The following is a 21,471-nucleotide window of genomic DNA, read 5'->3' as shown; positions in this document are numbered from 1 at the left end:
CCGATCATTGAGTCTCCGTGGCGTGGGAGGGGAATGGCGCGCTTAGCCTGACGCTTTACAGGAGCGAGGCTTCTGTCGAACCCACCACTACCCGAGGTCGAGTACAACCGTGAAGACGACGATGATGTTCCGCAACATTGCCAACCCGCGGCGCACGACGCTGGTGCACGTCAAGGACGCCGGCGAACTGCACACCCCGGAGCAGCCGGAGCACGCGCTCGATCTCCCGGCCCAGACCGCCAACCCGCGGCGGACGGTCCTGATGGAGATCCCGGTCTCCGCAGCCGCAGAGTAGTCGACGAGGCCCAGCGGCCGCACAAGGGGCTCCCCGGTCACCCGGGGAGCCTTCTTCGTGTCAGGAGCCGGCCAGGATCTTCCGGGCCGCGCGCAGTTTCTTCTCGTGCAGTTCGCCCAGTTTCCCCAACGCTTCGGCATTGGCCTTGATCATGTCCTTCTGGATCGAGGACTCCGCGGCGAACCAGACCTCCGGGAGCCCGGTCCTCTCCTTGCAGGAGACATCGGCCACGGCGGTCTTCTTCTCGGTGTCCGACACCTTTCCCCGAAGGAAGGCGGGCGTGTCCAGCGCGTCCATGGGGGAGGTGTACGCATACCCCTCCTTCTTCATGCAGGAAGACCATTTCCCGAAGACTGTCCGGACTTCCGGGACCTTCTGGGAATCCTCGTAGCTCGCCGTCGAAATGCGGCTCGCCACTTCCGCTCCGGCTTTGTCCTCGTACGGTTTGCGGAATCCGAGAATCGCGGCGCCCAGGCAGCCCTCGGCCGGCACCTTCTTTCCTCGGTATTTGAGTTCCGTGGAGTCCGCTCCGAGGGACCGGCTCCCGTACAGGACCTTGGTCTGGTCCTTCGTGAGTTTCGCCGTCGGCGTCTCCTGCTGCGGCGGCATCCGGTATCCGTAACGCTCCGCGCTCTCCCTGTCCGTCAACCCGTACCGGCGGTCCTCTGTCCCGGCCGGGGCCGGATTCCTCACGGGCTCATAGGCGAGTCCGAAGTCCTTCATGCAGTCACGGGCCAGGACCTGCTCGGCCGCCCGGATCACCTCGTAGTCGGCGTCGCTGTAGCTGTACGCGGCGAGCGGCAGCCGGAAGGTGTAGCTCTTCCGTCCCGGTGACGACGGGCTCGGGCTCGCCTCCGGTGCCGAGGGGGAGCCGCTGGAGGGGCCCTCGGCCGACGGCTCGTGCGAGGTGCAGCCGACCAGCAGCGTGAGGAACAGGACGGGGATCGCCAAACGTCTCATGAGTCCAGATGTCTCTTGGAATGTACGGCTCGGACTTCCTGGAAAAACAGCGGATCCCCGCGCGGAGCTGATCGCTCCGCGCGGGGCCGTGTGCTGTTTCGCGCGCAGTCTCTACAGGTGGCTGGTCAGTTCCACTTGTAGCAGTTCGTGCCGTTCCGGTTGAAATCGAAAGAGGCGTTCTCGTTGTACGTCTTGGCGAGCTTGTTGGTGTCGGCCAAGGGTGCGAACGTGTCGCAGGCACCGCCGTAGTTGCTGTTGAAGAAGACCGTGGCGATGTGGTCGACGCTCGCGTTCCAGAACGACGCGGCGTTGTTCTTCACGGTCTGTCCCTTACCGCTCCCGGAGGACAGGAAGTTGTACCCCGCGAGGTTGGAGACACCGTCGTCCGTGAAAGCGGTGTGCGACCCCGACAGGCCACTGTTGTAGTAGAAGACGGCGCAGTCGTTCGCCCACGTGGGACAGCTCTCTCTGGCCTCCGCGTGCGCCATGGGGGCCACACCCAGAACCGCTACGGCCGCAGCCGGAACCGCCATTGCCAGAGAAAGGACCTTACGCTTCGACTTCATGGATTCCCCTCGTTTGTGAATGCGCCGAGTGGCATTCGCGGAGATCACCCTAAAGAGGATGAAGCGATCACGACAAGCGATTTCTGGCCACTGGAGTGGCCGGGGACTGCCGGGTGTACCCGGCCCGCAGCCCCACCCGGAGCCCCACCCGCAGCCCCGCCCGGCCGACCGGCGGCCGAGAGCCCGGACCGGTTAGCCTGGAGCGTCCAGAGCCGGCTGTCGCACCCACCAGCCGGCCCACGCACGCACAGTTCTCAGTGAGGGGCGCCCAGATCCCGTGCGCATCGCCAGATTCTCCATCGACGGGAACGTCGCCTTCGGCGCGGTCGAGGGCGACAAGCCGGACGAACTCGTCCTCGACATCATCAAGGGCATCCCGTTCGCGGACTTCGAGCTCTCCGGTACGAAGGTCCCGCTGAGCAAGGTGCGGCTGCTGCCCCCGGTGCTCCCCAACAAGGTCGTGGCGTACGGCCGTAACTACGCCGACCACGCCAAGGAGCTGGGCAACGAGGTCCCGGACGTCCCCTTCGCCTTCTTCAAGCCGTCCACCTCGGTGATCGGCCCCGGCGACGACATCCAGTACCCCTCCTTCTCCGCGGACGTCCACCACGAGGCCGAACTGGCCGTCGTCATCGGCCGCATGTGCCGCGAGGTCCCCCGCGAGCGCGTCAAGGACGTGATCTTCGGCTACACCTGCGCCAACGACATCACCGCGCGCGATGTCCAGAAGCGCGAGAAGCAGTGGGCCCGGGCCAAGGGCTTCGACACCTCCTGCCCGCTGGGCCCCTGGGTGGAGACCGGCCTGGACCTCGAGACGGCCGCCGACCTGACGATCCAGCTCACCGTCAACGGCGAGCAGCGCCAACTCGGCCGCACCAGCGAGATGATCCACTCCATCGAGGACCTGATCGTCAACATCTCCGAGGCCATGACGCTGCTCCCCGGCGACGTGATCCTCACGGGCACCCCGGCAGGCGTCGGGCCGCTCACCGTCGGCGACGAGGTCGCCGTCACCATCGAAGGCATCGGCACTCTCACCAACAAGGTTGTCAAGCGTGGCTAGCGCACCCGTCCGCGTACGTTTCTGCCCCTCGCCCACCGGTAACCCCCACGTGGGCCTGGTCCGCACCGCCCTGTTCAACTGGGCCTTCGCCCGGCACCACCAGGGCACGCTCGTCTTCCGCATCGAGGACACCGACGCGGCCCGCGACTCCGAGGAGTCGTACCAGCAGCTGCTCGACTCGATGCGCTGGCTGGGCTTCGACTGGGACGAGGGCCCCGAGGTCGGCGGCCCGCACGCGCCGTACCGCCAGTCGCAGCGGATGGACCTCTACAAGGACATCGCCGCCAAGCTGCTGGACGCCGGGCACGCCTACCACTGCTACTGCTCCCAGGAGGAGCTGGACACCCGCCGCGAGGCCGCCCGCGCCGCCGGCAAGCCGTCCGGCTACGACGGCCACTGCCGCGACCTGAGCGCCGAGCAGGTCGAGGAGTACCAGGCCCAGGGCCGTACGCCGATCGTCCGTTTCCGCATGCCCGACGAGACGATCACCTTCACCGACCTGGTCCGCGGTGAGCTGACGTTCACCCCGGAGAACGTCCCGGACTACGGGATCGTACGAGCGAACGGCGCGCCCCTCTACACGCTGGTCAACCCGGTCGACGACGCGCTGATGGAGATCACCCACGTCCTGCGCGGCGAGGACCTGCTGTCCTCAACCCCGCGCCAGATCGCCCTCTACAAGGCGCTGATCGAGCTCGGTGTCGCGAAGTCGGTGCCCGCCTTCGGTCATCTCCCGTACGTCATGGGCGAGGGCAACAAGAAGCTCTCCAAGCGCGACCCGCAGGCCTCGCTCAACCTCTACCGGGAGAAGGGCTTCCTGCCCGAGGGCCTGCTCAACTACCTGTCCCTGCTCGGCTGGTCGCTCTCGGCGGACAAGGACATCTTCGGCACCGACGAGCTGGTCGCGGCCTTCGACATCGCGGACGTGAACCCCAACCCGGCGCGCTTCGACCTGAAGAAGTGCGAGGCGATCAACGCCGACCACATCCGGCTGCTGGACGTGAAGGACTTCACGGAGCGCTGCGCGCCCTGGCTGAAGGCCCCCTTCGCGCCCTGGGCACCGGAGGACTTCGACGAGGCGAAGTGGCAGGCGATCGCCCCCCACGCCCAGACCCGCCTCAAGGTCCTCTCGGAGATCACCGACAACGTCGACTTCCTCTTCCTCCCCGAGCCGGTCTTCGACGAGCCGTCCTGGGCGAAGGCGATGAAGGAGGGCAGCGACGCGCTGCTGAGGACCGCCCGCGAGAAGCTGGAGTCCGCCGACTGGGCCTCCCCGGAGTCCCTCAAGGAGGCCGTCCTGGCGGCCGGCGAGACCCACGGCCTCAAGCTCGGCAAGGCCCAGGCGCCGGTCCGCGTGGCCGTCACCGGCCGCACGGTCGGCCTGCCCCTCTTCGAGTCCCTGGAGGTCCTGGGCAAGGAGACGACCCTGGCCCGGATCGACGCGGCGCTGGCGAAGCTGGCTGCGTAGCGCACACGCGTGTGGAGGGGCGGTGGCCGTGGCGGCCGCCGCCCTCGGCGTTGTCAGTGGGGCGCACTAGGGTTCCGGCATCGCACTCAAGATCCGGAAGGGCCCCGTCATGCCGATGTCGCCTCGTGACTACACCTGGCTGTTCACCCCGGGCAGCACGTTCGCCTACGAGTCCGGGCAGACCGGCGTCATCCACGTGACCGACGGCGGGATGCTCGACCTGCCCACCGGACGGGTCGTCGCCTGCGACCCCTTCGTCTACCTCGGGTCCGGGGACATAGAGCCGTTCACCGTCACCGTCGCCCCCGGCCGCTACCGCGTCGAGGCGGCCGTCGCGACCCTCACCCGCCCCGGCGAGCCCCCGGCCGAGCGCCCCCACCGCCGGGTGGCGGCGGCCCGTCTGGTGATCAGCGACGAGCCCACCGCGACCTGGGAGTTGGCCCTCCAGCCGGAACAGGACCCCGCCGAGCTCAAGGACGACGAGTTCTTCGGCTACGGCGTCGACGCCGGCACCGGCTGCTTCTACGACGCCTCGGCCGAGGAGGCTTTCCCCGGCACCGAGGAGGAAGAGGGGCCGCTGTGGGAGGCCTTCGAGAACAGCGACTGGTCGCAGGGGCCCCACCTGGTCACCTCCACCTCCACCGGCCACACCCTGGCCGCGTTCACCTCCGGCTGGGGAGACGGCTTCTACCCCACCTGGATCGGGCGGTCGGCGTCCGGCGAGGTCACCTGCTTCCTCACGGACTTCTTCGTCGCCCCCGACCCCTCCTGAGCCCCCACGATCCCCGGACGCGGCCCCCGGCACCGGGTTACCGTCGGGTCATGAGCATTCGGGCCGTGGTCTGGGACGTCGACGACACCCTGTTCGATTACACGGGGGCCGACCGCATGGGGATGCGGCTGCATCTCGATGCCGAGGGGCTGCTGGGGGCGTACGAGAGTGTCGAGCAGGCCATCGCGCGGTGGCGGGCGGTCACCGACGCGCAGTGGGCGCGCTTCTCGGCGGGGGAGGTCGACTTCCCGGGGCAGCGGCGGGAGCGGGTGCGGGTGTTCCTCGGCCAGGAGCTGAGCGACGGGGAGGCCGACGCCTGGTTCCAGCGCTACATCGCGCACTACGAGACCGCCTGGGCCCTCTTCCCGGACGTCCTGCCCGCCCTGGACGCCCTCGCCGCCAGCCACCGGCACGCGGTGCTGTCCAACTCCAGCATCCACGTCCAGGACCACAAGCTCCGCGTCCTCGGCGTCCACGACCGCTTCGAGGTCATCCTGTGCGCGGCCGAGCTGGGCGTCTCCAAGCCCGAGGCCGGCGCCTTCCTCGCGGCCTGCGACGCCCTGGAGCTGGATCCGCACCAGGTGGCGTACGTCGGTGATCACCCGGAGATCGACGGGCGGGGCGCCGCGGACGCCGGACTGCTCTCGGTCTGGATCGCCCGCGAGGGCCCGTACGCGACCGTCGAGGCGCCCGACGGCACCCACCGGATCGCCTCCCTCGCCGAACTCCCCACGATCCTCGGCTCGGATACCCGTTTTGGAGCCCCGTCCACCTTCGGGTAATGTTCTTCCTGCGCCGCCGGGGAGCGGGCCGAAAGGCCGGGAACCGGAGGAGCAGAACTAGAACAAGATCCCCGCAGGGGCTTGCGTTCCAGTGGCCTATGGTGTAATTGGCAGCACGACTGATTCTGGTTCAGTTAGTCTTGGTTCGAGTCCAGGTAGGCCAGCTCGCAGAGCTTATCTGCGCAGCGGAGATCAACTCCGCGAAGCCCCCGTTGTGTAGCGGCCTAGCACGCTGCCCTCTCAAGGCAGTAGCGCCGGTTCGAATCCGGTCGGGGGTACAGATCCTTCCCGGAGGGTCAGTCAGGGTCGCACCCACTGACTCTCATGCAGGATCGCTAGGGCCCCCGTTGTGTAGCGGCCTAGCACGCCGCCCTCTCAAGGCGGTAGCGCCGGTTCGAATCCGGTCGGGGGTACGCACTGGTCTAAACCACATTGGTCTATGGTGTAATTGGCAGCACGACTGATTCTGGTTCAGTTAGTCTTGGTTCGAGTCCAGGTAGACCAGCTCGGACCTGCGGCGATGTAGTTCCACACGCTTGCAGGCTCCACGCCCCCGTTGTGTAGCGGCCTAGCACGCCGCCCTCTCAAGGCGGTAGCGCCGGTTCGAATCCGGTCGGGGGTACGAGATGAAGGCCCTTCGCTTCGGCGGAGGGCCTTCGTTGCGTCCGGGCTCACTCGAAGCCGTACCTGCGCGCCGACTCCTCCTCCTGTGCCAGTCGGTGCAGCGCCTGGAGCGCCGGTTCGTTGAGGATCGCCCCCAGGACCGCGAACTCGACCCGCTCCGCTCCCGACGGGAGCGCCTCCAGGGAGTCCAGGTCCAGGACCGCCGTCCGCTGCATCAACTCGGCGTACGGCGCGAGCTGTTCGGCTCCCCAGTCGTAGCCGAGCCGGCGGAACGCGGCCACCGCCACGACCAGCGAGCGATACGCGGGGGAGATCGTCGTGAGCTGCTTGGCGTTCTCCCAGCCGAGCCGGTCCAGGAGTGCGCCGACCTCCCGGTGCGCCGCCCGTACGTACTCGTCCTCCGCGTCCGGCTCCGGGACCTGCGGCAGCGCCCACAGGGCCGCGCCGAGCCGGATCGTACGGCCCAGCGAGTCGTCGTCGACATGCCCCAGGACCTCGCGGACCGTCGCCACCGGGAGCCGGCCCACCTGGATCATCGCGCGCACCAGACGCAGCCGCCGCAGATGCTCCTCGTCGTACTCCGCGGTCGTCGCGTTGATCTGGCGGCCGGGCGCCAACAGGCCTTCACGCAGGTAGTACTTGATCGTCGCGGTGGACACCCCGCTGCGTTCGCTGAGTTCGGCCAGCCGCATCTCTTGTGCCCTTCCTCGGATAACGGCACTATCCAATCAGCCGCGCTCGGATAGTGCAGCTCACCAACGAGGGGGTCCCGTGTTCGGGAAGTTCGGGAAGTTCGGGAAGAAGGTCGCCGCGGGTCGTACGACCGCCGCGGCCGAGGGAGACGTGGTCGTCCTGCTGATCGGCATGCGGATCAATCACTTCTGGGCCGTGCACCACTGGGTGCCGGTCCTGCTCGCCATGCCGAGGATGCTGCGGGAGCTGGCGCGGGCGCCGGAGCGGGGGTTGCTCTCCCATGTCCTGCTGACGGCTTCACCGCGGACGTACTACGTCGTCCAGTACTGGGAGTCGAAGGAGAAGCTGTACGCCTACGCGCACTCACCGGAGATGTTCCACCACCGCGCCTGGTCGATCGTCAACCGCAAGGAGAAGGCGGGGAAGGTCCGGCAGCACGTGGGGCTTTGGCACGAGGCGTACGTGGTCCCGGAGGGAGCCTACGAGTCGATCTACGCGGACATGCCGGCGTTCGGGTTGGCGGCGGCGCACGGTCAGGTACCGGTGGAGCGCAGGGGGCGTTCGGCGAAGGAGCGGTTCGCTCATAGGTCTGGGGCCGCATGACCCACTCAGGGGCGCGGGGAACTGCGCGACCGGCCCCCACCGGCCGTCAGTCGACTGACTCGCCGTCGTGGCTGGTCGCGCGGTTCCCCGCGCCCCCAAGAAGGTCGGACATGTCCCCGTCGGTTCAAGACCTGCCGCGGCGTTGAGGCCGGTCCGGTCCCGACAGGGGGCGCCCTCAACCCGTACGGCGCAGGGCCTCGGAGAGACGCGCCGCGGCGTCGATGACCGCCTGGGCGTGCATACGGCCCGGGTGGCGGGTGAGGCGCTCGATGGGGCCGGAGACCGAGACCGCGGCCACCACGCGGTTGGACGGACCGCGGACCGGCGCCGAGACGGACGCGACGCCCGGCTCGCGCTCGCCGATGGACTGGGCCCAGCCCCGGCGCCGTACGCCCGACAGGGCCGTCGCCGTGAAGCGGGCGCCCTGGAGGCCGCGGTGCAGGCGCTCCGGCTCCTCCCAGGCCATCAGGATCTGGGCCGAGGAACCCGCCTTCATGGTGAGCGTCGAACCGACCGGGACGGTGTCCCGCAGGCCGGACAGGCGCTCCGCCGCGGCGACGCAGATGCGCATGTCGCCCTGGCGGCGGTAGAGCTGCGCGCTCTCGCCGGTGACGTCCCGCAGGTGCGTCAGCACCGGGCCCGCGGTCGCGAGGAGACGGTCCTCGCCCGCGGCGGCGGCCAGTTCGGCCAGCCGGGGGCCCAGAATGAAACGGCCCTGCATGTCGCGTGCCACCATGCGGTGGTGTTCCAGAGCCACGGCCAGCCGGTGGGCCGTGGGTCGTGCCAGTCCGGTCGCCGCGACCAGACCCGCGAGGGTGGCCGGACCGGACTCCAGGGCGCTGAGGACAAGGGCTGCCTTGTCCAGAACGCCGACGCCGCTACTGTTGTCCATGAAACGATACTCACGTCTCACTCTGTGAAACGCAAGTTCCTTTTTCCGTGAGACGCGCAACCCTTGTAGGCACAGCGGCCCGGTGACCGTACGGGCCTGGTGACGGGCGCCCGTGAACTGGGGCCGGGTGCCGTCTCCTCAAGATCTCTAGTTGGGCCGGTGGACGATCTCGCCGGCCGGAGGGAAAGCGATGGGTAGGACACTCGCGGAGAAGGTCTGGGACGACCATGTCGTCCGGCGCGCCGAGGGCGAGCCCGACCTCCTCTTCATCGATCTGCACCTGCTGCACGAGGTGACCAGCCCGCAGGCCTTCGACGGACTGCGCAAGAGCGGCCGCCAGGTGCGCCGGCTCGACCTGACCATCGCCACCGAGGACCACAACACCCCGACCCTCGACATCGACAAGCCCATCGCCGACCCGGTCTCCCGGGTCCAGCTGGAGACGCTGCGCAAGAACGCCGCCGAGTTCGGTGTGCGCCTGCACCCGCTGGGCGACGTCGAGCAGGGTGTCGTGCACGTCGTGGGCCCGCAGCTGGGCCTGACCCAGCCCGGTATGACCGTGGTCTGCGGTGACTCCCACACCTCCACGCACGGCGCCTTCGGCGGCCTGGCGTTCGGCATCGGCACCTCCCAGGTCGAGCACGTGCTGGCCACCCAGACGCTGCCGCTGGTCCGCCCGAAGACCATGGCCATCACGGTCAACGGCGAACTGCCCGACGGCGTCACCGCCAAGGACCTGATCCTGGCGATCATCGCCAAGATCGGCACGGGCGGCGGCCAGGGCTATGTCCTGGAGTACCGCGGCTCCGCCATCGAGAAGCTCTCGATGGAGGCCCGCATGACCATCTGCAACATGTCGATCGAGGCCGGTGCCCGCGCGGGCATGATCGCCCCCGACCAGACCACGTTCGACTACCTCGAGGGCCGTCCGCACGCGCCCAAGGGCGAGGACTGGGACGCGGCCGTCGCGTACTGGAAGACCCTGAGGACGGACGAGGACGCCGAGTTCGACGCCGAGGTCGTCATCGAGGCCGCCGAACTGTCGCCGTTCGTCACCTGGGGCACCAACCCGGGCCAGGGCGCGCCGCTTTCGGCGCACGTCCCCGATCCCGCTTCGTACGAAGACGCATCGGAGCGCCTCGCCGCCGAAAAGGCCCTGGAATACATGGGGTTGGAGGCCGGGCAGCCGCTGCGCTCCATCAAGGTGGACACCGTCTTCGTAGGTTCGTGCACCAACGGCCGTATCGAGGACCTGCGCGCGGCCGCCGAGCTCGTCAAGGGCCGCAAAGTCGCCGACGGCGTACGGATGCTGGTCGTCCCCGGCTCCGCGCGGGTCGGTCTCCAGGCCGTCTCCGAGGGCCTGGACGTCGTCTTCAAGGAGGCCGGCGCCGAATGGCGGCACGCGGGCTGCTCGATGTGTCTGGGCATGAACCCGGACCAGCTGGCCCCGGGTGAGCGCTCCGCGTCCACCTCCAACCGCAACTTCGAGGGCCGGCAGGGCAAGGGCGGCCGTACGCACCTGGTGTCGCCGCAGGTCGCGGCCGCCACCGCCGTACTGGGCCACCTGGCCTCGCCCGCCGACCTGTCCGACGCCCCTGCCGCCGCTGGAGTCTGAGAGTCATGGAAGCATTCACCACGCACACCGGCCGGGCCGTTCCGCTGCGTCGCTCGAACGTCGACACCGACCAGATCATCCCTGCTCACTGGCTCAAGAAGGTGACCAGGGACGGGTTCGAGGACGGGCTGTTCGAGGCCTGGCGCAAGGACGAGAAATTCATCCTCAACCAGCCCGAGCGCAAGGGCGCCACGGTCCTGGTCGCCGGCCCCGACTTCGGCACCGGATCCTCCCGTGAGCACGCGGTGTGGGCGCTGCAGAACTACGGCTTCAAGGCCGTGATCTCCTCCCGCTTCGCCGACATCTTCCGCGGCAACTCGCTGAAGAACGGCCTGCTCACGGTGGTCCTGGACCAGAAGATCGTGGACGCGCTCCAGGAGCTCACGGAGAAGGACCCCGAGGCGGAGATCACCGTCGACCTCGAGGCCCGCGAGGTGCGCGCCGAGGGCATCACCGCGAGCTTCGAGCTGGACGAGAACTCCCGCTGGCGGCTGCTGAACGGCCTGGACGACATCTCCATCACCCTCCAGAACGAGGCCGACATCGCCGCGTACGAGGCCAAGCGGCCCTCGTACAAGCCGCGGACGCTCCAGGCGTGACGCCCGGGTCGCCCCCGGGGTGACCCGAACCCTCCTTCGGAGCAACTGAACAGGTCGAGTTTCGGCCACCCAACACCCCCGCCGTACCCCCGATCAGCCCGATCGGGGGTACGGCTGTGTCTGCCCCCCGACGGCCCCGCGCAATGCGACACGCCCGCTCAACTTCCCACGTTACGACGGGTGTTGTCGGGGTACGCGTCCCTTGTCACCGTGGCTTCCGCATGTGCCCGGAAGGCCGTCCGAGGCGGCAGTTGCACCCCTAGCAGGCGACAACTCGCCCCAGATGGCACAATCTGTGCATGGAACACGACGGCCAACTCGAGCTCTATGCGGCAGTCGCGGACCAACTGAAGGAAGCGCACGCAAGAGTGCGCGCACTGCAAGTCCCGGAGGGCGTACGGATGGCGCTGACCCGGAAGCTGCTGGTCATTACGGCCGCGGCCAAGCACGACGTCGTCGAAGCGACAAGGCGTCTGGAGCGGTTCACCGCTGACCTCGACGCGGGTCGAATCCCGGAAGAGGAACGCTGAACAAGTCCAGAGCAGCCGAGTTCGTTGCGGCACAAGGGTGATAAGCCCGTTTCGTGTTTGATTTGCGGTATATATCTGCCTAACGTGCGAAAAGCTTGAACACTTTCGTTCTGGCAATGTCTCCGAAGGGGAAGACGTGAACAAGGCGCAGCTCGTAGAAGCGATTGCCGACAAGGTGGGCGGCCGCCAGCAGGCCGCCGACGCGGTCGACGCGGTCCTGGACGCCATCGTCCGCGCGACGGTCGCGGGCGACCGTGTCTCGGTCACCGGCTTCGGTTCGTTCGAGAAGGTCGACCGGCCGGCCCGTTACGCTCGCAACCCCCAGACGGGCGAGCGGGTTCGGGTCAAGAAGACCTCCGTTCCGCGCTTCCGCGCGGGCCAGGGCTTCAAGGACCTGGTGAGCGGCACGAAGAAGCTCCCGAAGAACGACGTCGCGGTCAAGAAGGCCCCCAAGGGCAGCCTGACCGGCGGGGCTTCGGCCACGGTCAAGAAGGCGGCGGCCAAGAAGGCCACCGCCAAGACCGCCACCGCGAAGAAGACCACCGCGAAGAAGACGACGGCCAAGAAGACCACGGCCACCGCCAAGAAGACGACGGCGAAGAAGGCGCCCGCGAAGAAGGCGACCGGCACCGCCGCCAAGACCACCGCCGCGAACAAGACCGCCGCGAAGAAGACGACGGCCAAGAAGGCCCCGGCGAAGAAGGCGACCGCCAAGAAGGCGCCCGCCAAGAAGTCCGCTGCTCGCACCACCACCGCCAAGAAGGCCACGGCCCGCAAGAGGTAAGGGCACAGGGGCACTCACGCGCCGGGCCGGACTCCGTGACGGAGTCCGGCCCGCGGCGTGTGCAAGGGGTGCGTAAGGCCTGCTCGGAAGCCTGTTCAGAAGGTCTGGAGGGTCACCAGGGTGATCCTGTCCCCGTCCATCTCGACGCGCACACGCTGACCGGGACGCAGCAGTCTCAGGCCGCCCGCGTCGAACGCCGGCGCGTCGAAGGGCACCGGGGTGCCGTCGTCGAGAAGCACCTGCCCACTGCGGCTCTCGGGGTCGTACGTGTACGCGGTCGCCTGCATGGCCGCAGCCTACTGCCCGGGAATCAGCAACCGCGCCGCGGCGGCGGCCGTCCGGGGGCCCACCCCCAGCGCCAGCGCCGCCCGCAGGTCCTCGCCGGTGTCGACGTCCTGCCGTACGGAATCGACATCGTCGAGACGGAGTTCCGCCGCTCCCGAGGCGTGGTGGCGGCGCCGGGAATCCGGGCCGAAGGCCGGGCGCAATTCCTCGCTTCCCGCCGCGGCCAACAAGGTCGTGCCCATGGCCGCCGCGTCCGGAAGGAAAGCGCGGGGGAATTCCGCGGCCGCGTCCAGGACCCGGGCCAATTCCAGGGGGCGCAGAGCCGGCAGATCGGCGTTCAGGGCCGCCAGGGCGCTTTCGGGGCGCGCCGACCGCACGGCGGACGCTCCGTGCCGCAGGGCCGCGTTCAGGCCGCCCCGGGGCTCGTCGGCGACGATGCGGGCGCCCAGGGCCGCCAGCTCGCGGCAGGCCAGGGCGTCGTCCGTGACTACCGCCACATCGCGGACCGCCGGGCAGGCCAGGGCTGCCGCCACGGTGTCCTGGGCGAAGGCCAGCGCCAGACCCGGGCGCATCCCGTCGTCGGCGGTGTCCGAGAGCCTGCTCTTGGCCCGCGCCAGGGGTTTCAGCGGGATGACCAACGTCCACTGCACGCGCGTTCCGTCCTTCTCTTCTCACGGTCATTGTCACTCAGTCGTCACGCGCCCCATCTGGCGGTGTCGGCGGCGGGGCGTACGGTGTTCTCGACAGACAGACGGCCCGGGGCGACACTTGTGCGGCCCCCCAGGCCCTAGAGGAAGGTGTCCGCGTGCCCCGCCGCAGAATCGGCTTCTGGTACCGCTTGGCAGCGGTGATCGCCAAACCGCCGCTCGTGGTTCTGATCAAGCGGGACTGGCGCGGATTGGAGAACATTCCGGCCGACGGCGGATTTATCACCGCGGTCAACCACAATTCGCACATCGACCCCTTCGCGTACGCGCACTTTCAGTACAACACCGGGCGCGTTCCGCGATTCCTGGCGAAGGCCGGTCTTTTCAAGAAGGGATTCGTCGGCGCCGTCATGCGCGGCACCGGACAGATCCCCGTCTATCGCGAGAGCACGGACGCGCTGAGCGCTTTCCGGGCCGCGATCGACGCCGTGGAGCGCGGTGAGTGCGTCGCGTTCTACCCCGAGGGCACCATCACCCGCGACCCGAACCAGTGGCCCATGACCGGCAAGACCGGCGCCGCGCGCGTGGCCCTGCAGACCAAGTGCCCGGTCGTCCCGGTCGCGCAGTGGGGCGCCAACGAGGTGCTGCCGCCGTACGCCAAGAAGCTCCACCTCTTCCCGCGCAAGACGCACCACGTCCTCGCGGGCCCGCCCGTGGACCTCACGCGCTTCTACGACAAGGACATGACCCAGGACCTCCTGAAGGAGGCCACCGAGGTCATCATGGCCGCCATCACCGCCCAGCTGGAGATCATCCGCGGCGAGAAGGCACCCGCGACGGCGTACGACCCGCGCCGCGAGCGGATCGAGCAGCGGCGCCGGAGCCAGGCCCAGAGCGGCCGCGAGGGGGAGAAGAGCAAGTGAGCAAGCCCGTCAAGGCGGCCGTCTTCGGCACCGGTTCATGGGGTACCGCCTTCGGCATGGTGCTCGCCGACGCGGGGTGCGAGGTCACCCTGTGGGCGCGCCGCCCCGAGCTCGCGGACGCGGTCAACTCCACCCGCACCAACCCGGACTACCTCCCCGGTGTCGAACTTCCGGAGAACCTGAGGGCCACGGCGGACGCCGCCGAGGCCGCGCGCGACGCCGAGTTGACCGTCCTCGCGATCCCCTCGCAGACCCTGCGCGCCAACCTCGCCGAGTGGACCCCGCTGCTCGCGCCCGACACCGTCCTCGTCTCCCTCATGAAGGGCGTCGAACTCGGCTCGGCCATGCGGATGAGCGAGGTGATCGAGGACGTCGCCAAGGTGGGACAGGCCCGGATCGCCGTGGTCACCGGGCCCAACCTCGCGCGGGAGATCGCCGCCCGGATGCCGGCCGCCGCCGTGGTCGCCTGCACCGACGAGGCGGTCGCCAGGCGGCTCCAGGCCTCCTGCCACACGCCGTACTTCCGCCCGTACACCAATACCGACGTGGTGGGCTGCGAACTCGGCGGCGCCGTGAAGAACGTCATCGGCCTCGCCGTCGGCATCGCGGACGGCATGGGACTGGGTGACAACGCCAAGGGTTCGCTCATCACGCGCGGTCTGGCGGAGACGACCCGGCTGGGCCTCGCGATGGGCGCGGACCCCCTCACCTTCTCCGGACTCGCCGGTCTCGGCGACCTGGTGGCGACCTGCTCCTCGCCGCTGTCGCGCAACCACACCTTCGGCACCAACCTCGGCAAGGGCATGACCCTCCAGGAGACCATCGCGGTCACCAAGCAGACCGCCGAGGGCGTCAAGTCCTGTGAGTCCGTGCTGGATCTGGCCCGCAGGCACGGCGTCGACATGCCGATCACCGAGACCGTCGTCGGCATCGTGCACGAGGGCAAGTCCCCGGTGGTCGCCGTCAAGGAGCTGATGTCGCGCAGCGCGAAGCCCGAGCGACGCTGAGCCACCACCTCGTATTTTGCCCCGTCCGTCGCGGGGGCGGACACTGTCTCGGGGCACTACCACCGGGTACTCTCAACGCGATATGAGCACCGAGAACCTCCCCCAGAGCCCTGAGCAGCCGCCTCGCAAGCCGCGCGTGGCCGTCGTGTTCGGCGGGCGCAGCTCCGAACACGGGATCTCCGTGGTCACCGCCGGCGCCGTCCTCAAGGCCATCGACCGGACGAAGTACGACGTCCTGCCGATCGGCATCACCCAGGACGGCCGTTGGGCCCTCACCGCCGACGAACCGGACCGCATGGCGATCACCGAGCGCCGTACGCCGAACGTCACCGAGCTCGCCGAGTCGCACGAGGGCGGGGTGGTGCTCCCCGTCGATCCCGCCAACCGCGAAGTCGTCTACAGCGAGCCCGGATCGGTGCCCAAGGCGCTCGGTGAGGTCGACGTCGTCTTCCCCGTCCTGCACGGCCCCTACGGCGAGGACGGCACCCTCCAGGGCCTCCTGGAGCTCTCCGGGGTCCCGTACGTCGGCTGCGGTGTGCTCGCCTCGGCCGTCGGGCAGGACAAGGAGTACATGAAGCGGGTGTTCACCTCCTTCGGGCTCAAGGTCGGCCCGTACGTGGTGATCCGGCCGCGCGAGTGGGAGCGGGACGAGTCCGCCGCCCGCAAGAAGATCGTCGACTTCGCGGGCGAGCACGGCTGGCCGCTCTTCGTGAAGCCCGCGCGCGCGGGTTCGTCGATCGGCATCACCAAGGTCGACGACCTCTCCGGACTGGACGAGGCGATCGCCGAGGCGCAGAGCCACGACCCGAAGGTCCTCGTCGAGGCGGCGCTGCGGGGCCGCGAGATCGAGTGCGGTGTCCTGGAGTTCGAGGACGGCCCGCGCGCCTCGGTCCCGGCGGAGATCCCGCCGCCGCAGGAGCACGCGTACTACGACTTCGAGGCGAAGTACATCGACTCGACCCCGGGGATCGTGCCGGCGCCGCTCACGCCCGAGGAGACGGCCGAGGTCCAGAAGCTCGCGGTCGACGCCTTCGACGCGGCCTCCTGCGAGGGCCTCGTCCGCGCGGACTTCTTCCTCACCGAGGACGGCGAGTTCGTGATCAACGAGATCAACACGCTCCCCGGCTTCACGCCGATCTCGATGTACCCGCAGATGTGGGAGAAGAGCGGGATCAGCTACCCGGAGCTGGTGGACCTGCTGATCCAGGCGGCGCTGCGCAGGTCGACAGGGCTGCGCTGACCCACCCAGCGGCGCGGGGAACTGCGCGACGAACCACGGACGGCGCGCAGACGGACGATGTGGCGCAGTTCCGGGGCGCATCGCAGTCCCGCGGCCCTCAGTCGGCGATTCCCTCCGGCACGGCCTTCTTGACGGCAGGCGCCAGATCCACCAACGGCGCCATGCCGTCCCCCGTGCGCTTCTCGGGGATGGACACCTCGACGTACGCCTTCCTCAAAGTGGTCGTGAAGCGGAACGACCCGTCGTCCTGCTTCTCCAGCAGCCACCCCACCCCGTTGACCTCCACACCGTCGGCCTCCGGGTCGTCCATCTTCGCGGGCCGCTGTACACCGCACCGCAGTATGATCGCCGGGTCACCCCAGCCCGCGGTCAGCGCGGATGCCGGCTCGGGGTCCCGGCGATCCTGACCGTCGACCTTGGACGGCAGCGCCCTGTCGAGGTTCTCGCACAGCTCGGTGACTTCCGTGCCCGGGCTGGGAACCGCGGCCCGGGCGCCGTCGTCTGCTGAGGAGCAGCCCGTAATGGTGATCAGCGTGAGAAGCGCGGGCAGGCCGATGAGCCGGCGACGGAAATCAATCACCGGCCAAGGGTAGACGGGGGCTACAGATGGACCACCGGGCAGGTCAGGGTGCGGGTGATGCCGTCCACCTGCTGGACCTTCGCGACCACCATCCGGCCCAGGTCGTCTACGGTGTCGGCTTGTGCGCGGACGATCACGTCATACGGTCCTGTCACGTCCTCGGCCTGGATGACCCCAGGAATCTTGCTGATCGTCTCGGCGACGGTCGACGCCTTGCCGACCTCCGTCTGGATCAGGATGTACGCCTGTACCACGGAACCTCCAGGGCGGCCACGAGGATCATGTGGGGAAAAGGAACGCCACGGTATCGCGTCGTCGCTCGCCGCGGGGAGACCCGCGGGGGCGTGGACGCCCGCGCCGGGGTGCGGACACGACAGAAGTTCACGGTCCCCTCGACCGTATCGAGGACACTGATGACGCGCGACCGGGCACGGCACGGCACAGAAGGGGCGTAAGGGCCATGAAGGGCACTGTTGGTGAGCTCGGGGAGTTCGGGCTCATCAGGGAGCTCACCTCCCGTCTCACCACCACCCCGGCGGTCCGGGTGGGCCCCGGCGACGACGCCGCGGTGGTCGCCGCGCCCGACCGCCGGGTCGTGGCGAGCACCGACATCCTTCTGGAGGGCCGGCACTTCCGCCGCGACTGGTCCACGGCCTACGACGTGGGCCGCAAGGCCGCCGCGCAGAACCTCGCGGACATCGCCGCCATGGGCGCGGTGCCCACCGCCCTGCTGCTCGGCCTGGTCGTGCCCGCCGAACTCCCCGTCACCTGGCCCTCGGAGCTCATGGACGGCCTGCGCGACGAGTGCCAGGTCGCCGGCGCCTCGGTGGTCGGCGGAGATGTCGTACGGGGAGACACGATCATGGTCTCCATCACCGCCCTCGGCGATCTGCGGGGCCAGGAGCCCGTCACCCGGGCCGGCGCCCAGCCCGGCGACCTCGTCGCGGTGACCGGCTGGCTGGGCTGGTCCGCGGCCGGGTACGCGGTGCTCTCCCGGGGCTTCCGCTCGCCCCGCGCGTTCGTGGAGGCGCACCGGCGCCCCGAGCCGCCGTACCACGCGGGCCCCGCCGCCGCGGCGCTCGGCGCGACCGCGATGTGCGACGTGAGCGACGGACTGATCGCCGACCTCGGGCACATCGCCGAGGCCAGCAAGGTCCGCATCGACGTGCGCTCCGGCGCGATCGACATCCCCTCGCAGATGAACGACATCGGGCAGGCCGTCGGGGTCGACCCCATCCAGTGGGTGCTGACCGGGGGAGAGGACCACGCGATCGTGGCGACCTTCTCGCCGGACGTGAAGCTGCCGGCCCGCTGGAAGGTGATCGGCGAGGTCCTCAACCCCTCGGCGCTGCCCCAGGTGACGGTCGACGGTGCGCCCTGGACCAGCAAGGGCGGCTGGGACCACTTCGGCGAGGACATCGAGTCGTGAGGCCGCCCCTCGTGCTCACGGTGGCGGGCTCCGACTCCGGCGGCGGCGCCGGGATCCAGGCCGACCTGAAGACCATGCTCGCGCTCGGCGTGCACGGCATGAGTGTCGTCACCGCGGTCACCGCGCAGAACTCCCGTGGCGTACAGGGTGCTTGGGAGCTGCCGGTGGAGGCGGTGCGGGCCCAGTACCGCAGTGTCGTGGACGACATCGGCGTCCAGGCCGTCAAGACCGGGATGCTCGCCTCGGCCGAACTCGTCGAGACGGTGGCCGAGTTGATCGGCGACACCGGGGTCCCGGCCGTGGTCGACCCGGTCGGCGTCTCCAAGCACGGGGACTCCCTGCTGGCCTCGTCCGCCCTGGAGTCCGTGCGGCGAAAGCTGCTCCCGGTGGCCACCGTCGCCACCCCGAATCTCGACGAGGTGGCCCAACTCACCGGCGTGCAGGTGGAGTCGGAGTCCCGGATGCGGGAGGCGGCGGACGCCGTCCTGGCGTACGGACCGGCCTGGGTGCTCATCAAGGGCGGCCATCTTCCCGGTGACGCCGTCGACCTGCTCACCGACGGCTCCGAGGAGCACTGGCTGCGCGCGCCCCGCCACGACAACCGCCACACGCACGGCACGGGGTGCACCCTCGCCTCCGCGATCGCCTCCCAGCTCGCGAAGGGCCGGTCCGTGCCGGAGGCGGTGGCGGACGCGAAGGACTACGTCACCGGGGCGATCGCGGCCGGCTTCGCGCTGGGCGGCGGGATCGGACCGGTGGATCACGGCTGGGCGCTGGACCGGGATCTCACGCCGGGGGCGCCGGCGGCCTGACGCTGACGCCGGTCACATCAGCGCGGTGGGCACAGCAAAAAGCCGGCCCACCTTGCGGTGGACCGGCTCTGCAGCGAACCAGCAGTGGCCGCGCGCTTCAGCTGGGCGTCAGCGCTGGACCTTGCCGGCCTTGATGCACGAGGTGCAGACGTTCAGGCGCTTAGGCGTCCCGCCGATCACGGTACGGACGTGCTGGATGTTCGGGTTCCAGCGACGGGACGTACGGCGGTGCGAGAAGGACACGCTGTTGCCGAAGCCCGGCCCCTTGCCACAGACGTCGCAGTTGGCAGCCACGGGTCACTCCAAAGACTTCAGATGCACTTACGGTGGATCCCGGCGGGCCGGGATCGAGATCGCAGGATCAAAGATCTGAGTGGCGCTGCCAGGGGAATGGCCCGATCGGGATCGGGCAACCGGAGCAGCATACAACGACTGCGCCAGTAGAACGAAACTACCATGGCTGATCAGGCCCTCGCTCCCGGCCCTCTTCCGGCGGACGCCCGCCCGGGGTCTACGCTGCGTCCAGTCCAGCAGCCCGAGGAGGCGCAGGTGGCGCAGGTGCCGCAGACATTCTTCGATGCTCTCGCGGTGCGCACCTGGTGCGGTCTCGCGCTGCGGGCGCTGGGTCGGGCGCGCGAGGAGATCGACGCGATCAACGTCTACCCGGTCGCCGACGGGGACACCGGCACCAACCTGTACCTGACCGCGGAGTCCGCGGCCGCGGCCGTGGAGGCCGTCTTCGAGGCCCACGACGCCCATGACCAGGGGAAACCCGCACTCGCCGACGCCGCGCGCGCGATGGCGCACGGAGCCCTCATAGGCGCCCGCGGCAACTCCGGCACGATCCTCGCCCAGCTGCTGCGGGGCATGGCCCAGGTGCTGGCCGCCGACAGTGAGACGACTCACACGGACGGCGAGGGACTCCGGCTCGCCCTGCGGCACGCCGCCGACTCCGCCCGCCAGGCCGTCGCCCACCCCGTCGAGGGCACGGTCCTCACGGTCGCCTCGGCCGCCGCCGACGCGGCCGGCCGGGCGGAGGGGGACTGCGGGACGGTCGCCCGGGCCGCCTACGACGGAGCCCGCGCCGCCCTCGCCGCGACCCCCGGCCAGCTGGCCGTCCTGGAACGGGCGGGAGTGGTGGACGCCGGCGGGCGCGGGCTGGTGGCGGTACTGGCGGCATTGGTGGAGACGTTCACGGGGGAGGCGCCCAGGGCGGTTCCGGTGGTGGCCGACGCGCAGCACGCGCGCGTGGCGGGCGGTACGGCCGTGACGTCCCCCGACACCTCCGCGGACGTGTCCCGGATCACCCCCGAAGGTCCCGCGGCCTCCCTGGAAGAGTGCGCCGACGGCCCGGACACCGGTGGCCCCGCCTTCGAGGTGATCTACCTCCTGGAGGCCGACGACACCGCCGTGGCGCGGCTGCGGGAGCGGCTCGACGGACTCGGGGACTCCCTCGTGGTGGTCGGCGGCGACGGACTGTGGAACGTCCATGTGCACGTCGACGACGCGGGCGCCGCCGTGGAGGCGGGCGTCGAGGCCGGTCGGCCGTACCGGATACGGATCACCCACTTCGGCGTCGGCGACGTCCACACCACCGGCGCCGAACGGCCGCCCCGCGAGCGCGCCCAGCGGGCCGTCGTCGCCGTCGTGCCCGGTGAGGGCCTGGCCGGGCTGTACACCGAGGCCGGCGCGACCACCGTGCTCGCCCGCCCCGGGGAGCCGCCCGCGAGCGGCGAGCTCGTGGAGGCCGTACGGCGGGCCCACGCGCGCGAGGTGGTGCTGCTGCCCAACGACGCCGACCTGCGCCACACCGCGGCCGCGGCGGCCGAGCAGGCCCGCGCGGAGGGCATCCGGGTCGCGCTGATCCCGACCCGCTCCGCGGTCCAGGGCATCGCGGCGCTCGCCGTGCACGAGCCGGAGCGCCGGTTCGACGAGGACGTCGTGCAGATGACCTCGGCGGCCGGCGCGACCCGCCATGCCGAGGTCGTCGTCGCGGAACGCCAGTCCTGGACCATGGCCGGCATCTGCCAGGCCGGTGACGTCCTCGGCCTCATCGACGGGGACGTGGCCGTGATCGGCTCGGACCTCGCCGCCACCGCCGAGAGCGTCCTCGACCGCATGCTCTCGGCCGGCGGCGAACTGGTCACCCTCGTCCTCGGCGACGAGGCCCCCGAGGCCGTCGCCGACCACCTGGAGACACGGGTGCGGGAGTCGTACCTCGCCGTGGACACGGTGGTGTACCGGGGCGGGCGGCAGGGGGCCCTGCTGCTCATCGGGGTCGAGTAGGGCGGGCGGCCCGTGG

25 protein-coding genes and 5 tRNA genes are annotated in these 21,471 nt (G+C 69.9%); 21 read left to right on the top strand and 9 right to left on the bottom strand.

What is annotated here, in order from left to right; translation table 11 throughout:
- Window positions 1-109: 109 nt before the first annotated feature.
- On the top strand, window positions 110-295 hold the full coding sequence (locus tag OHN19_RS12420) for a hypothetical protein (protein WP_330264252.1): 186 nt from the start codon (window positions 110-112) through the stop codon (window positions 293-295).
- 60 nt (window positions 296-355) lie between these two features.
- Here the strand turns inward: OHN19_RS12420 and OHN19_RS12415 are convergent, their stop codons facing one another.
- The gene (locus tag OHN19_RS12415) at window positions 356-1,255 is read right to left on the bottom strand and encodes a hypothetical protein (RefSeq protein WP_330264251.1); all 900 of its coding nucleotides are present in this window, start codon (window positions 1,253-1,255) and stop codon (window positions 356-358) included.
- Between the two features lie 125 nt (window positions 1,256-1,380).
- A complete protein-coding gene (locus OHN19_RS12410) occupies window positions 1,381-1,743 on the bottom strand; it encodes a hypothetical protein (protein WP_330264250.1) in 363 nt (120 codons plus the stop codon).
- Between the two features lie 355 nt (window positions 1,744-2,098).
- Here OHN19_RS12410 and OHN19_RS12405 point away from each other — a divergent pair, with 355 nt between their 5' ends.
- From OHN19_RS12405 to OHN19_RS12365, 9 genes are all read left to right on the top strand, one after another.
- Window positions 2,099-2,884, top strand: coding sequence for a fumarylacetoacetate hydrolase family protein (locus OHN19_RS12405; protein ID WP_330264249.1), 786 nt, complete (start codon window positions 2,099-2,101; stop codon window positions 2,882-2,884).
- Window positions 2,868-4,352, top strand: a complete 1,485-nt coding sequence (gene gltX, locus OHN19_RS12400; RefSeq protein WP_330264248.1) for a glutamate--tRNA ligase — start codon at window positions 2,868-2,870, stop codon at window positions 4,350-4,352. The genes OHN19_RS12405 and gltX overlap by 17 nt, the downstream gene beginning before the upstream one ends.
- 109 nt (window positions 4,353-4,461) lie before the next feature.
- Window positions 4,462-5,124, top strand: a complete 663-nt coding sequence (locus OHN19_RS12395; RefSeq protein ID WP_330264247.1) for a DUF4241 domain-containing protein — start codon at window positions 4,462-4,464, stop codon at window positions 5,122-5,124.
- A 50-nt stretch (window positions 5,125-5,174) separates the two neighbouring features.
- Window positions 5,175-5,906: an HAD family hydrolase gene (locus tag OHN19_RS12390; protein WP_330264246.1), complete on the top strand. Its 732-nt coding sequence runs from the start codon at window positions 5,175-5,177 to the stop codon at window positions 5,904-5,906.
- 92 nt (window positions 5,907-5,998) lie between these two features.
- Window positions 5,999-6,070 (top strand) — tRNA-Gln (locus tag OHN19_RS12385).
- 41 nt (window positions 6,071-6,111) lie between these two features.
- Window positions 6,112-6,184: transfer RNA gene (locus tag OHN19_RS12380), tRNA-Glu, on the top strand.
- A gap of 62 nt (window positions 6,185-6,246) precedes the next feature.
- A tRNA-Glu gene (locus OHN19_RS12375) sits at window positions 6,247-6,319 on the top strand.
- A gap of 20 nt (window positions 6,320-6,339) precedes the next feature.
- Window positions 6,340-6,411 (top strand) — tRNA-Gln (locus OHN19_RS12370).
- Window positions 6,412-6,455: 44 nt separating this feature from the next.
- A tRNA-Glu gene (locus tag OHN19_RS12365) sits at window positions 6,456-6,528 on the top strand.
- A 49-nt stretch (window positions 6,529-6,577) separates the two neighbouring features.
- On the opposite strand, the gene OHN19_RS12360 is transcribed toward OHN19_RS12365, so the two are convergent.
- Window positions 6,578-7,222, bottom strand: coding sequence for a MerR family transcriptional regulator (locus OHN19_RS12360; RefSeq protein WP_330264245.1), 645 nt, complete (start codon window positions 7,220-7,222; stop codon window positions 6,578-6,580).
- 79 nt (window positions 7,223-7,301) lie between these two features.
- Here OHN19_RS12360 and OHN19_RS12355 point away from each other — a divergent pair, with 79 nt between their 5' ends.
- Window positions 7,302-7,826: a DUF4188 domain-containing protein gene (locus OHN19_RS12355; RefSeq protein WP_330264244.1), complete on the top strand. Its 525-nt coding sequence runs from the start codon at window positions 7,302-7,304 to the stop codon at window positions 7,824-7,826.
- 175 nt (window positions 7,827-8,001) lie between these two features.
- On the opposite strand, the gene ndgR is transcribed toward OHN19_RS12355, so the two are convergent.
- Window positions 8,002-8,718, bottom strand: coding sequence for an IclR family transcriptional regulator NdgR (ndgR, locus tag OHN19_RS12350; RefSeq protein WP_015036427.1), 717 nt, complete (start codon window positions 8,716-8,718; stop codon window positions 8,002-8,004).
- Window positions 8,719-8,908: 190 nt separating this feature from the next.
- Here ndgR and leuC point away from each other — a divergent pair, with 190 nt between their 5' ends.
- The 4 genes from leuC (at window position 8,909) to OHN19_RS12330 (ending at window position 12,246) form a co-directional block, all read left to right on the top strand.
- Window positions 8,909-10,333, top strand: a complete 1,425-nt coding sequence (gene leuC / locus OHN19_RS12345; protein ID WP_330264243.1) for a 3-isopropylmalate dehydratase large subunit — start codon at window positions 8,909-8,911, stop codon at window positions 10,331-10,333.
- A gap of 5 nt (window positions 10,334-10,338) precedes the next feature.
- The gene (gene leuD / locus OHN19_RS12340) at window positions 10,339-10,932 is read left to right on the top strand and encodes a 3-isopropylmalate dehydratase small subunit (protein WP_330264242.1); all 594 of its coding nucleotides are present in this window, start codon (window positions 10,339-10,341) and stop codon (window positions 10,930-10,932) included.
- A gap of 299 nt (window positions 10,933-11,231) precedes the next feature.
- On the top strand, window positions 11,232-11,462 hold the full coding sequence (locus tag OHN19_RS12335; protein WP_028809826.1) for a hypothetical protein: 231 nt from the start codon (window positions 11,232-11,234) through the stop codon (window positions 11,460-11,462).
- A gap of 136 nt (window positions 11,463-11,598) precedes the next feature.
- Complete coding sequence (locus OHN19_RS12330; RefSeq protein WP_123763305.1) at window positions 11,599-12,246, top strand: HU family DNA-binding protein; 648 nt, start codon at window positions 11,599-11,601, stop codon at window positions 12,244-12,246.
- 95 nt (window positions 12,247-12,341) lie between these two features.
- Here the strand turns inward: OHN19_RS12330 and OHN19_RS12325 are convergent, their stop codons facing one another.
- Both OHN19_RS12325 and cofC read right to left on the bottom strand, forming a co-directional pair.
- Window positions 12,342-12,533: a hypothetical protein gene (locus OHN19_RS12325; RefSeq protein ID WP_123763306.1), complete on the bottom strand. Its 192-nt coding sequence runs from the start codon at window positions 12,531-12,533 to the stop codon at window positions 12,342-12,344.
- Between the two features lie 9 nt (window positions 12,534-12,542).
- Complete coding sequence (cofC, locus tag OHN19_RS12320; protein ID WP_330264241.1) at window positions 12,543-13,181, bottom strand: 2-phospho-L-lactate guanylyltransferase; 639 nt, start codon at window positions 13,179-13,181, stop codon at window positions 12,543-12,545.
- A 155-nt stretch (window positions 13,182-13,336) separates the two neighbouring features.
- Here cofC and OHN19_RS12315 point away from each other — a divergent pair, with 155 nt between their 5' ends.
- From OHN19_RS12315 to OHN19_RS12305, 3 genes are all read left to right on the top strand, one after another.
- On the top strand, window positions 13,337-14,101 hold the full coding sequence (locus tag OHN19_RS12315; protein WP_330264240.1) for a lysophospholipid acyltransferase family protein: 765 nt from the start codon (window positions 13,337-13,339) through the stop codon (window positions 14,099-14,101).
- Window positions 14,098-15,108, top strand: a complete 1,011-nt coding sequence (locus OHN19_RS12310) for an NAD(P)H-dependent glycerol-3-phosphate dehydrogenase (protein ID WP_330264239.1) — start codon at window positions 14,098-14,100, stop codon at window positions 15,106-15,108. Before OHN19_RS12315 ends, OHN19_RS12310 begins: the two co-directional genes overlap by 4 nt.
- 82 nt (window positions 15,109-15,190) lie before the next feature.
- Window positions 15,191-16,348 (top strand): D-alanine--D-alanine ligase family protein, encoded by a 1,158-nt coding sequence (locus tag OHN19_RS12305; RefSeq protein ID WP_330264238.1) that lies wholly within the window; start codon window positions 15,191-15,193, stop codon window positions 16,346-16,348.
- Window positions 16,349-16,445: 97 nt separating this feature from the next.
- Here the strand turns inward: OHN19_RS12305 and OHN19_RS12300 are convergent, their stop codons facing one another.
- Together OHN19_RS12300 and OHN19_RS12295 are read right to left on the bottom strand one after the other, a co-directional pair.
- Window positions 16,446-16,928, bottom strand: coding sequence for a DUF3515 domain-containing protein (locus tag OHN19_RS12300; RefSeq protein WP_330264237.1), 483 nt, complete (start codon window positions 16,926-16,928; stop codon window positions 16,446-16,448).
- A 20-nt stretch (window positions 16,929-16,948) separates the two neighbouring features.
- Window positions 16,949-17,182, bottom strand: coding sequence for an Lrp/AsnC family transcriptional regulator (locus OHN19_RS12295; RefSeq protein WP_003997603.1), 234 nt, complete (start codon window positions 17,180-17,182; stop codon window positions 16,949-16,951).
- 206 nt (window positions 17,183-17,388) lie between these two features.
- Between OHN19_RS12295 and OHN19_RS12290 the strand changes: the two genes are divergently transcribed.
- Window positions 17,389-18,357 (top strand): thiamine-phosphate kinase, encoded by a 969-nt coding sequence (locus OHN19_RS12290; RefSeq protein ID WP_123763312.1) that lies wholly within the window; start codon window positions 17,389-17,391, stop codon window positions 18,355-18,357.
- Window positions 18,354-19,169 (top strand): bifunctional hydroxymethylpyrimidine kinase/phosphomethylpyrimidine kinase, encoded by an 816-nt coding sequence (gene thiD, locus OHN19_RS12285; protein WP_330264236.1) that lies wholly within the window; start codon window positions 18,354-18,356, stop codon window positions 19,167-19,169. The genes OHN19_RS12290 and thiD overlap by 4 nt, the downstream gene beginning before the upstream one ends.
- A gap of 108 nt (window positions 19,170-19,277) precedes the next feature.
- On the opposite strand, the gene rpmB is transcribed toward thiD, so the two are convergent.
- The gene (gene rpmB / locus OHN19_RS12280) at window positions 19,278-19,463 is read right to left on the bottom strand and encodes a 50S ribosomal protein L28 (RefSeq protein ID WP_330264235.1); all 186 of its coding nucleotides are present in this window, start codon (window positions 19,461-19,463) and stop codon (window positions 19,278-19,280) included.
- 255 nt (window positions 19,464-19,718) lie between these two features.
- Between rpmB and OHN19_RS12275 the strand changes: the two genes are divergently transcribed.
- Complete coding sequence (locus tag OHN19_RS12275) at window positions 19,719-21,455, top strand: DAK2 domain-containing protein (protein ID WP_330269590.1); 1,737 nt, start codon at window positions 19,719-19,721, stop codon at window positions 21,453-21,455.
- Window positions 21,456-21,471: the final 16 nt, after the last annotated feature.

Origin of the sequence: Streptomyces griseorubiginosus (assembly GCF_036345115.1) — a bacterium.
Taxonomy (GTDB): Bacteria; Actinomycetota; Actinomycetes; order Streptomycetales; family Streptomycetaceae; genus Streptomyces; species Streptomyces griseorubiginosus_C.
The sequence above is the reverse complement of the archived record's forward strand: the minus strand, read 5'-3'. Positions and strand labels throughout refer to the sequence as shown.

Coding starts and splice junctions, on each gene's coding strand:
- OHN19_RS12410 (WP_330264250.1), bottom strand. CDS start 1,743: ATGGCGCACGCGGAGGCCAGAGAGAGCTGTCCCACGTGGGCGAACGAC.
- OHN19_RS12290 (WP_123763312.1), top strand. CDS start 17,389: ATGAAGGGCACTGTTGGTGAGCTCGGGGAGTTCGGGCTCATCAGGGAG.
- OHN19_RS12335 (WP_028809826.1), top strand. CDS start 11,232: ATGGAACACGACGGCCAACTCGAGCTCTATGCGGCAGTCGCGGACCAA.
- OHN19_RS12325 (WP_123763306.1), bottom strand. CDS start 12,533: ATGCAGGCGACCGCGTACACGTACGACCCCGAGAGCCGCAGTGGGCAG.
- OHN19_RS12390 (WP_330264246.1), top strand. CDS start 5,175: ATGAGCATTCGGGCCGTGGTCTGGGACGTCGACGACACCCTGTTCGAT.
- OHN19_RS12395 (WP_330264247.1), top strand. CDS start 4,462: ATGCCGATGTCGCCTCGTGACTACACCTGGCTGTTCACCCCGGGCAGC.
- OHN19_RS12360 (WP_330264245.1), bottom strand. CDS start 7,222: ATGCGGCTGGCCGAACTCAGCGAACGCAGCGGGGTGTCCACCGCGACG.
- OHN19_RS12305 (WP_330264238.1), top strand. CDS start 15,191: ATGAGCACCGAGAACCTCCCCCAGAGCCCTGAGCAGCCGCCTCGCAAG.
- OHN19_RS12415 (WP_330264251.1), bottom strand. CDS start 1,255: ATGAGACGTTTGGCGATCCCCGTCCTGTTCCTCACGCTGCTGGTCGGC.
- ndgR (WP_015036427.1), bottom strand. CDS start 8,718: ATGGACAACAGTAGCGGCGTCGGCGTTCTGGACAAGGCAGCCCTTGTC.
- leuD (WP_330264242.1), top strand. CDS start 10,339: ATGGAAGCATTCACCACGCACACCGGCCGGGCCGTTCCGCTGCGTCGC.
- leuC (WP_330264243.1), top strand. CDS start 8,909: ATGGGTAGGACACTCGCGGAGAAGGTCTGGGACGACCATGTCGTCCGG.